The following is a 10,273-nucleotide window of genomic DNA, read 5'->3' on the forward strand; positions in this document are numbered from 1 at the left end:
CAGAGGGGTGGGCGCGAGTTAGGTATTATTCATAAGCTTTTAACATAAAATGTTGAATGAAATCCTTTATGAATTGTATTTAATCATGTTTTCAAAAAAGACTGATACTTGAGGCAACGACAAAATATATCAGACAGGTTAGACGCGCAACCGGTAGAACTCGCTCCTCACTTCTTGACATTAAAAATTTAATAGGCTTAGAGATAGTGTTATCTCAAAAGAGCCGAAAAGGAGATTTTGTATGGTCGAAGCGAACGAAAAGCGTCACTTAATTGAGGATGCTGAGAATGAATTGAGCTTAGATGAAGTCAATGGGACCATTGAAACACCTAAGACCGGTTCATTCTGGCATAAACTGGCCGCATTTTCAGGACCTGGTGCCTTAGTGGCAGTGGGTTATATGGATCCGGGAAACTGGGTTACGTCAGTTGGCGGAGGAGCACAATATCATTATGTGCTCTTATCAATCGTCCTCATCTCATCATTGATTGCGATGTTATTACAATACATGGCTGGGAAGCTTGGAATTGTTACGCAAGAAGACTTGGCACAAGCGACACGCGACCGGACGACTAAGACGGGTGGGATTATCTTGTGGTTCATTACTGAGCTGGCTTTGATGGCGACGGATATTGCTGAAGTGATTGGAGGAGCAATTGCGTTGCACTTGCTCTTTGGCTGGTCAATGATTGCCTCAGTTTTGACAACTGCTTTGGATGTTGTCTTGTTGCTGTTGTTGATGAAGTTTGGCTTCCGCAAAATTGAAGCAATTGTTATGACGTTAATCTTAACTATTTTAGTTATTTTCACATACTTGGTCGTTTTGTCACAGCCTGATTTGTCAGCAATGTTTGCAGGTTATTTACCCAAACTACAAGTTTTAGATAACACGCCAGCCGTTGGGGGTGGTGATTCACGCTTGATGATGACGTTGGGAATTATTGGAGCGACCGTTATGCCCCATAATTTGTACCTACATTCTTCGATTTCACAAACGCGTAAAGTGGATCGAGATGACCAGCAAGAGTTAAAAGAAGCAGTTAAATTTACTGCTTGGGATTCAAATATTCAATTAACATTAGCTTTCATTATTAATTCATTATTGTTAGTGCTTGGGGCATCTTTGTTCTATGGACATGCTGACCAAGTTGGAACTTTTGGTGCTATGTATCATGCACTTCAAGATAATACCATCGCTGGGGCCGTGGCTTCACCAGTTTTGTCAACTTTGTTTGCGGTGGCTTTGCTAGCTTCAGGACAAAATTCAACGATTACGGGAACTTTGACTGGTGAAGTGATCATGCAAGGATTCTTGCACTTGAAGGTACCAATGTGGCTTCGGCGCGTTGTAACGCGTGGTTTGGCATTGGCGCCCGTCATCGCCTTTACTTTGATTTACGGTGGAAATGAAAATAAGTTAGATCAGCTTTTGATTTATTCACAAGTCTTCTTGTCCGTGGCCTTGCCATTTGCGATGGCTCCGTTGATTTATTTCACATCATCTAAAAAGGTGATGGGTGAAGAATTCGTTAATCCGAAGTGGATGACAGTGGTAGCTTGGATTATCTTTGCTATCTTAACAGTTTTGAATCTACAACTATGCTGGGGGATTATCGCCCCATTATTCTAATGGTATAATAAAACGGTAAACGTTTACATTAGCTTAAAGCGGTCAGGAGAGATACTATGAGTAAACTGGACTTAAACATTGAACCAAACCAATTTAAAACAATTTTAGTTGGGGTTGATGAATCTGAGCAAGGTTATTTTGCCTTGGTAAACGCGGTGCATCAAGCGCGTGAAGATGATTCAAAATTAGTGATTGCCACCATTTTGGAAATGGGCGATCTATCGACGATTGAAGCTATGTCCTTAACAGCGGTGAAGGCTAAGCGGGTCGAGTATGAAGAAAATTTGAAGCGTTATCGTGAGTTTGCACTCTCAAAAGGGGTTAAGGATGTTCAAACCGTCTTTGAAGATGGTTCTAAAGCCGGCGATATTTTAGTGCATGAAATTGCACCAGAAGTTCAAGCAGACTTAATTATCGTTGGAGCACACTCTCGGGAAGGCTTCTGGGATTCGTTGGGTTCACAAGCGACTTATGTTTCAAGGCATGCCCGGGTATCAGTAATGGTGGCTCGGCAACTATACCGTCATTAAAAATTAATTTATATAAAAGGCTGAGATTTGGGTATCTCAGCCTTTTTTTATTGTGATGGATTGATAATGACAGCAGCAATATTCTTCAAAATTATGGATGAACCTAAGAATGGCGTCGCGGGCGTAGATAGGATGGAAAATAATTTTCACATAAATTCCTCATTTTATACATTGACTTTTAATGTGAGACACGTAAAAATAAATGCAGTAAGAGATATGACGTTAGTTATCATTCATAAAGGTTCAAAATTTGAAACTTTTGGACGGCTTTATGAATTATATTTAGCTTAATTCAGCTTTTTTATTGACCGGTTAAAGGAACGCCAACTGAGTGGTACCAAACGATCTGCAGACATATCTTGAACGCTGAAGAAGGATTGAAGGCATTTGACAATAAAGTGGGGAGATGGGAATGTTAAAGTTTTTGAAAAAACAGCGCTTGTACGAACCCGCGACAAGCGATTTGAGTTTGGGTGAAGTGAATAGTTCAATTGAAACGGATGGCGCACAAAGCTTTTGGCGGAAATTGGCCTTGTTTTCGGGGCCGGGAGCGTTAGTGGCCGTCGGTTATATGGATCCAGGCAATTGGGTGACGTCGGTTGGTGGAGGTGCGCAATACCATTATATTTTGCTTTCGGTAGTATTACTTTCATCCATTATCGCTATGATTTTACAATATATGGCGGGGAAGTTAGGAATCGTTAAGCAAGAAGATTTAGCTCAGGCGACACGGAAACATACAAGCCAGCGAATGGGAATTGTTTTATGGATTATCACGGAGCTCGCTTTGATGGCCACCGATATTGCGGAGGTCATTGGTGGAGCGATTGCGTTGCATTTATTATTTGGATGGTCGATGATTTTGTCTGTATTTACTACAGCATTTGATGTGGTGTTGCTCTTATTATTGATGAAATTTGGTTTTCGTAAGATTGAAGCAATTGTTATGACCTTGATTGTCACTATCCTGTTGATTTTTGGGTATTTAGTGGTAATCTCTAAACCAGATTGGGCAGCGACGTTGACAGGGTACGTACCATCTCTAGCGGCTTTTGATAATACTCCAAGTACATTGCCAGGTGGTGAATCCCGGATGATGATGACGCTTGGAATTATTGGGGCGACAGTCATGCCGCATAATCTTTATTTACATTCATCGGTGGCTCAAACACGTAAAATTAATCGTGATGATCCCAAGGCTTTAAAAGAGGCCGTGCGTTTTATGACCTGGGATTCTAATTTACAGCTATCAGTAGCCTTTGTGATTAATTCAATGCTTTTAATTTTAGGAGCAGCATTATTTTTTGGTCATGCCGATCAAGTGGGTGGCTTTGGTGATATGTATAATGCTTTGAAAAATAATCAAATAGCTGGTGCGGTTGCGTCACCGGTCTTATCAACTTTGTTTGCTGTTGCTTTACTTGCATCTGGGCAAAATTCAACAATTACAGGAACATTGACAGGTGAAGTGGTGATGCAGGGGTTCTTACATTTGAAAGTACCACTATGGTTGCGAAGAGTCGTAACACGTGGGCTGGCGTTGTTACCAGTTCTGGCTTTTACCATTATTTACGGTGGAAATGAGCGGAAATTGGACCAGCTTTTAGTATATTCGCAGGTCTTTTTGTCCCTGGCTTTGCCATTTGCGATGGCACCGTTAATTTATTTCACGTCATCTAAAAAAATTATGGGCGCTGAATTTGCTAATCCGCGGTGGATGGTTATTGTTGCTTGGATTGTTTTTGTAATTTTAACGGTTCTAAATATGAAATTAATCTTGGGGATGGTGTTGCCCGGGATGGCCTGAAGATAAATTAGACTTAAGGGGTTAGTGCTGACGGGTACTGGCCCTTTTTGAGGAATTTATAGACGGTGTTAGGTTTAAATTGGTATAATTGTAAGAAATGAGTTCAGGGAGGCAATGATGGAAAAACCAGAGCTAGTTGTAATTACAGGAATGTCTGGGGCTGGTAAAACAGTTGCGATGCGGGCATTTGAGGATTTAAATTACTTTACTACTGACAATTTACCAGCAGACATGTTACCAGCTTATTGGGATCTTTTGTTGCATAAGCCCGAACAAATGAATGCGGCCGTTGTCATTGATTTGCGTTCAGAACAATTATTTACTGATTTAAAGCCGGTTATCCAAAAGATGGAAGATACGAATGAAGATCAAGCGTATCAATTGCGGATTCTTTTCTTAGAAGCAGATGATGAAGAACTGGTGGCTCGTTATAAAGAAACTCGACGTCATCACCCATTGAGCTTAGGTTCTGGGACGCTTGATGATATTGAACACGAACGAGAAATACTTGCGGGTATTAAGCGTTTAGCAACTGATGTCGTGAATACTTCTAAGTTTGGTCCGCGGGAATTGCGTAAATATATTTTAGCCCACTATGGTGATGCCAAAGCTCAAGCCAATTTGTTTAAAGTTCAAGTCATGAGTTTTGGCTTTAAGTATGGGGCTCCATTGGACGCCGATTTAGTGATTGATGTTCGTTTCTTGGATAATCCTTATTATGATATTCATTTACGTGATTTGACGGGGCTAGATCAACCAGTGGCGGATTATGTCTGGAAGTCCGATGGCGCTGATGAATTTTACCAAAAGGAAGCCGATGTTTTAAAATGGGCTTTACCACGTTATAAAAGTGAAGGTAGATCGACGTTGACGATTGCGTTTGGATGTACAGGTGGGCAACATCGTTCGGTCGCATTTGCGCACCGTCTGGCTCAAGATTTGGCGCTAAATGGGCAGGTCTCAGAATATCATCGTGATTTAACACGGCGTAAAGATAATGGGGTTCGCGTATGAGTGAAGAACAAGGATATTTTGAAACCCCACCAGCACCTGGGAAAATTGTGGTGATTGGCGGTGGCACAGGTCAATCAGTCTTATTGTGTGGACTCCGACGCTATCCGCTTGATTTAACGGCAATTATTACGGTGGCTGACGATGGTGGTTCATCCGGGACGCTAAGAGATTATCTTCGGATGGTTCCACCTGGTGATATCCGCAACGTGTTGGCCGTTTTATCGAATGCTTCCCAAGATTTCTTGGATCTATTCCAATATCGTTTTTCAAATGATGCAGGCTTTTTAGCGCATCATACCATTGGTAATTTGATGATTGCCGCTTTAGCTGAAAAAAACGGTGATATTTCTGAAGCTATTCAAAAACTATCAACCATGATGGGCGTGCAAGGCCATGTTTATCCCGTAGTGAATGAGCCACTGAATTTGATTGCTCGGTTTAAAGATGGCACGGTGTTGCGGGGTGAGGCGGAAATAACCGCCGCTCATAAGGCAATCGATTCTATTTGGGTGGAAAATACCGCCGGGAATTCGCCTTTAGCTGATTCGGATGTGATTAATGCGATTTTAGGTGCGGATGTAGTTGTATTAGGCCCGGGCTCGTTATACACTAGTATTTTACCGAATATAAGTGTTCCCAATGTGGCCGCAGCTTTGCGCGTCACGCAGGCGAAAATTGTTTATATTTCTAATATTATGACGCAAAAGGGTGAAACGGATGATTTCTCTGACAGCGATCATGTTAAGGTAATTAATCGCCAATTAGGTGAGCAAGCGATTGATGCGGTGATTATGAACACAGGTAAAGTGCCAGAAGACTATATCGATTGGCAGCGCTGGAATGAAATTTCGCATCAAGTCAAATCAGATCCTGACGAGGTGCGCAAATTAGGAGCGGTACCGATTATGGGTGATTTGATGGATTTACGTGATGATGGAGTCTTTCATGATGCTAATAAATTGGCTGATTTATTGTATCAAATTGAAGAAGATGCACGAAATAATGGTTAGAACAATAATTGCTAAAATTTAGAGGGGTACAAGATAAGATGTCGTTTGCAAGTGATGTGAAAAAAGAATTAACGATGCTTGAAATCACGAAAGCGACAAATGCGAAGGCAGAATTGTCAGCATTGATTCGGATGAATGGTGCGCTAGGTTTAAGCAACATGCAATGGACTCTAAGCGTACAGACGGAAAATGCGGCGACAGCACGGCGTATTTTATCTTTACTGCAAAAGTTCTATGATGTGGTAGCTGAAATTTCAGTGCGCCGTCAGATGAAATTAAAGAAAAACAATTTATATGTAGTGCATATCAACCAAGATGTTAATGCGTTGTTAAATGATTTGCATATTTTTGAAAATGGTGAAATCACGACCACGGTTGATGTGAGTTGGTTAGCAGATGAGGGGATGATTCGTTCGTATTTAAGGGGAGCATTTTTGGCCGCCGGTTCTGTGAATAACCCTGAAACTTCGCGGTATCATTTAGAGATTTATTCTTTGTATGAGGAGCAAGCGCAACAAATTGCTGAATTAATTGATGTATTTAAATTAAGACCTAAGATTGTCGAGCGCCGTTCAGGATACATCGTTTATTTAAAAGAAGCAGACAAAATCGTCGATCTTTTGAATCTGATGGGTGCGACGATGGCAATGTTAAAATTCGAAGATATTCGGGTGATGCGTGATATGCGTAATTCGGTGAATCGTTTGGTCAATGCGGAGAATGCTAATATTGATAAAACTGTGAGCGCTAGTCAAAAACAAGTACAGGATATTGAATTTTTGGATGAGGAATTGGGCTTAGACCGTTTGCCGCCAAAATTACGAGAAATTGCAGAAATTCGTCTGGCCCATCGTGATGATCCTTTATCCGAACTGGGTCAATATGTACAATCCGGCACGATTACAAAATCTGGGGTAAACCATCGCCTCCGTAAGCTTTCAGTCTTAGCTGAGACTTTACGGACGGGCGGTCAATTACCTAAAAATATAAAATAGTTTGACCTAATCGAAGATAAAATATAGAATATAGGTTACATAATTTAGGAGGCAATTTAAGAATGAATCCAATTCCATATGTTATTGAACAGTCTGCCCGCGGGGAGCGTTCATATGATATTTATTCACGTTTGTTAATCGATCGGATTATTATGCTGACAGGTGAAATTAATTCGGCGATGGCAGCGACTATTAAAGCACAACTCTTATTCTTGGATGCCCAGGACCCAGATAAGGATATTTATATGTACATTGATTCACCTGGTGGCGAAGTTGTGGCCGGAATGTCAATTTATGACACGATGAACTTTGTGCACGCAGATGTTCAAACTATCGTAGTTGGATTGGCTGCTTCTATGGCGTCAATTTTGGCCTCTTCTGGGGCACGTGGTAAGCGTTTCATGTTGCCTAATTCTGAATTTTTAATTCACCAACCAATGGGCGGAACGCAAGGACAAGAAACTGAGATGAAGATAGCTTATGAGCAAATCTTTAAGACTCGGAAGCGCTTAGCACAAGTTTTGGCCGATAATTCTGGTCAATCTTTGGAGCGTGTCAATGAAGATATCGAGCGGGATCACTGGCTAGATGCTGATGAGTCGCTTGAGTATGGATTGGTTGATAAGATTTTAACCAAGTCAAGTGATCGATAAAAACTAGGGGGAGCTGCGGTCAGGGTATGACGGCGCTCTTTTCTTATAATAATGGAAGTGAGGGAGCGATGAGACAGTATAAAGTTATGGCAGAGCCAGATAATGGGGAACATCTTTTAATTGTCGCAAGCGATCGGCCACAACAACCATTAACGTGGGGACAATTAGGACAATTATTGAAAAATAATCAATTATATCAAGTTTTGTTAGATCAAAATCGAGGTGCTTTTGAATCTTCCACGTATCAAGATGTTTATGTTGGTTTACGTCATTTGGAAGATGCAAAGGTATTGTTGACTATTTTAAATGATCTGGATGCAGAATAGTCGTGTTTAAAAGGGTTACTTATGATTATGGGAGTTTGAATAATGGCATTGAACTTAGGCTTAATTCATCATATTGCTTTGAACGCTTCAAATTATGAGGCGACTCGGCACTTTTATGTCGATTTATTGGGGTTTAAGGTGATTCGAGAAACTGTTCGCTTAAATAAACACGATGTAAAGCTGGATTTGCAGATGGGTAATCAGGAATTAGAAATTTTCATTGCTGATAATTTTCCTACGCGTCCTAGTTACCCCGAAGCATTGGGATTACGGCATTTAGCGTTTAAAGTCGACAGTTTAGCTGATGTTTTGCAAGAATTTGACCGAATCGGAATTAAATATGAGCCAGTTCGCTTGGATGACGTAACGCAACGGCCGATGACTTTTTTCTTTGACCCAGATGATCAACCGTTGGAGTTGCACGAATAGGATTAGGCTGTTTTGGCATAAAAAAGCTTGAAACCAAAAATTAATCAGTGTATAATTAATTACATTGATTGGGTATTAGCCAAGCGGTAAGGCACTAGTTTCTGGTACTAGCATGCGCTGGTTCGAATCCAGCATACCCAGCTAAACGGCTATATATACAGCTGTTAATAGATGTCACTTTTAAGTTTTATCAACGATTTAACCGGTAATAGGTATCGTTAGATATAACCTAAATCGTGCTTAAAAATGTGTTAGAGTGTGCTCGTTAGTGTGCTCAAAAAATTAAGTTTGCCTGCTGGCATGTTCGTCTTAGCTAACTGTTAAGGCGATTTTTTTATTTATTTTTCAATTATTTTGATATCGCTAAAAATCATTAAAGCGTGTTTAAAAAAGTCAAATAAAATAAGTAACATTAAGCACCTTTTTTGTCGAAAAAAATGTATTTTAATTTACAAAAACAAAAGAATAATTGTATTTAATGATGCTATATTATAACTGTATATGAAGATAAATATTATATATAAGAATAGGAGTAACATAATATGAAGGTCGGTAAATATTTATTAATAAGTACTACAGTTTTAGGTTTGGTTAACCCATTAGTAGCTTTGGCTGACGATCAAAATAATACCAAGTTATCACAACCTTTGGAAAGTGTAGAACATTCTGACAACCAAAGAGATAGCCAAAAATTAGGAGATAAAAATAAATCTTCTGAATTGTATAATACGTCCAATGTAAAAGAGGATGGTGTATCTCCAGACAGGGATAAAACGGAAAAGACTTCTGTTAAGCCCGTTGCGGATTCAGAACATATTAAATTTGCTGATGCTAATCTTGAAAAAATAGTTATTAAGGCATTACATATACCTAGCAGTCAAAATTATGTAACTTTAGACGACATTAAAAACTTTAGTGGAAATTATCTACCTATTCAAAATATTTTTGCTGATTCAATTGAATTTAGTTCTTTAGAAGGACTTGAGGCGTTAAAAAATTTACCATCTAATATCCCTGTAGAATTAAGTCTTAGACTTAAGCCTAATGTTTCATTAAAGCCGATAAGTAACTTGAATTTGAAGTGGGGGCTTTCTATTGATAAGGATGGGAAGTGGACAAGCGAAGATATTAAAGCGTTAAATAGTATTAATGTAGTTGATGGTGGATTGTATAGTGGTCTGGAACTGAGTGCTGGATATGATAGTACACAAAATAAAGATGGTTTAACAAACGAACAGATAAAAGAGCTTGATCCATTATTTTCAGAGGTAATCAACAAGGGAACCTCTTTAATTAATTTAAACGCACAAGCCATTAGTGACTTTACTTATTTTAATAAATTTAAAAATATTCAATTATCGGCAACTAACCAGTATAATATTTTTAATGATTCGCCAATTACGTTAAAAGAAGGGGCTAAAAATATATCATTTAATTCTCAAATTAAGGGAATTGATGGTACTAGACTGACTGATGACATCTATACTTGGAATACTTCCGATCACAAAGAGGGTATGAATTACGGACCTATCAATGGTAAAAATGGTATCTATACCATTAATAACTATATAGATTATAGTCAGGTACCTGGATATATTGTCAGCTATGCTAGTTATATGGACGAAAGTGGTAATTACAAGCGTCATTCTTATGCTAATGGGAATACACTTCTATATTCTGGTTATTCTTATTATAAGACGGTTAAAGAAGATGAATTGAAAATTGTTAATGTTAATTATGTAGATGAAGAGGGGAATAGCCTGGCTAATTCAGAAGTCTTACGAGGTAATGTAGGTGACTCTTATAAAGCAGATGAGAAGACTATTCCAGGATATATCTTTGCAGAAGCAAAAGATGGTAACGAAAGTGGTAAATTTAC

The 10,273-nt window shown here is 39.3% G+C and carries 10 protein-coding genes and 1 tRNA gene; all 11 read left to right on the plus strand.

From position 1 onward, the window contains the following. Positions 1 to 241 precede the first annotated feature (241 nt). Positions 242 to 1,630, plus strand: a complete 1,389-nt coding sequence (locus IV73_RS05010; protein ID WP_057755693.1) for an Nramp family divalent metal transporter — start codon at positions 242 to 244, stop codon at positions 1,628 to 1,630. 56 nt (positions 1,631 to 1,686) lie between these two features. Next, entirely contained in the window at positions 1,687 to 2,160 is a 474-nt protein-coding gene (locus IV73_RS05015) for a universal stress protein (protein WP_057755696.1), read from the plus strand. 406 nt (positions 2,161 to 2,566) lie between these two features. Further along, positions 2,567 to 3,967: an Nramp family divalent metal transporter gene (locus IV73_RS05025; RefSeq protein WP_420806362.1), complete on the plus strand. Its 1,401-nt coding sequence runs from the start codon at positions 2,567 to 2,569 to the stop codon at positions 3,965 to 3,967. 114 nt (positions 3,968 to 4,081) lie between these two features. Continuing rightward, entirely contained in the window at positions 4,082 to 4,981 is a 900-nt protein-coding gene (gene rapZ, locus IV73_RS05030) for an RNase adapter RapZ (protein ID WP_201781085.1), read from the plus strand. Further along, positions 4,978 to 5,991, plus strand: coding sequence for a gluconeogenesis factor YvcK family protein (locus IV73_RS05035; protein WP_057755706.1), 1,014 nt, complete (start codon positions 4,978 to 4,980; stop codon positions 5,989 to 5,991). The genes rapZ and IV73_RS05035 overlap by 4 nt, the downstream gene beginning before the upstream one ends. 38 nt (positions 5,992 to 6,029) lie before the next feature. Then, positions 6,030 to 6,986, plus strand: coding sequence for a DNA-binding protein WhiA (gene whiA, locus IV73_RS05040; protein WP_057755708.1), 957 nt, complete (start codon positions 6,030 to 6,032; stop codon positions 6,984 to 6,986). A gap of 62 nt (positions 6,987 to 7,048) precedes the next feature. Then, the gene (locus IV73_RS05045) at positions 7,049 to 7,639 is read left to right on the plus strand and encodes an ATP-dependent Clp protease proteolytic subunit (protein ID WP_057755710.1); all 591 of its coding nucleotides are present in this window, start codon (positions 7,049 to 7,051) and stop codon (positions 7,637 to 7,639) included. Positions 7,640 to 7,707: 68 nt separating this feature from the next. After that, positions 7,708 to 7,965, plus strand: a complete 258-nt coding sequence (locus tag IV73_RS05050; RefSeq protein ID WP_157049546.1) for a hypothetical protein — start codon at positions 7,708 to 7,710, stop codon at positions 7,963 to 7,965. Positions 7,966 to 8,007: 42 nt separating this feature from the next. Beyond that, complete coding sequence (gene gloA2, locus IV73_RS05055; RefSeq protein ID WP_201781086.1) at positions 8,008 to 8,394, plus strand: SMU1112c/YaeR family gloxylase I-like metalloprotein; 387 nt, start codon at positions 8,008 to 8,010, stop codon at positions 8,392 to 8,394. Positions 8,395 to 8,463: 69 nt separating this feature from the next. Continuing rightward, positions 8,464 to 8,535 (plus strand) — tRNA-Gln (locus IV73_RS05060). Positions 8,536 to 8,936: 401 nt separating this feature from the next. Next, the coding region (locus tag IV73_RS05065) for a MucBP domain-containing protein (protein WP_162258966.1) at positions 8,937 to 10,273 on the plus strand (1,337 nt) is incomplete at its 3' end.

It is taken from the genome of Weissella kandleri (assembly GCF_001438705.1).
GTDB classification, from domain to species: Bacteria; Bacillota; Bacilli; order Lactobacillales; family Lactobacillaceae; genus Weissella; species Weissella kandleri.

What these genes read in the sequence shown, in the direction of transcription:
- IV73_RS05045 (WP_057755710.1), top strand. Translation starts at nt 7,049, where the DNA reads ATGAATCCAATTCCATATGTTATTGAACAGTCTGCCCGCGGGGAGCGT.
- gloA2 (WP_201781086.1), top strand. Translation starts at nt 8,008, where the DNA reads ATGGCATTGAACTTAGGCTTAATTCATCATATTGCTTTGAACGCTTCA.
- IV73_RS05015 (WP_057755696.1), top strand. Translation starts at nt 1,687, where the DNA reads ATGAGTAAACTGGACTTAAACATTGAACCAAACCAATTTAAAACAATT.
- IV73_RS05025 (WP_420806362.1), top strand. Translation starts at nt 2,567, where the DNA reads ATGGGAATGTTAAAGTTTTTGAAAAAACAGCGCTTGTACGAACCCGCG.
- IV73_RS05010 (WP_057755693.1), top strand. Translation starts at nt 242, where the DNA reads ATGGTCGAAGCGAACGAAAAGCGTCACTTAATTGAGGATGCTGAGAAT.
- rapZ (WP_201781085.1), top strand. Translation starts at nt 4,082, where the DNA reads ATGATGGAAAAACCAGAGCTAGTTGTAATTACAGGAATGTCTGGGGCT.
- IV73_RS05035 (WP_057755706.1), top strand. Translation starts at nt 4,978, where the DNA reads ATGAGTGAAGAACAAGGATATTTTGAAACCCCACCAGCACCTGGGAAA.
- IV73_RS05050 (WP_157049546.1), top strand. Translation starts at nt 7,708, where the DNA reads ATGAGACAGTATAAAGTTATGGCAGAGCCAGATAATGGGGAACATCTT.
- whiA (WP_057755708.1), top strand. Translation starts at nt 6,030, where the DNA reads ATGTCGTTTGCAAGTGATGTGAAAAAAGAATTAACGATGCTTGAAATC.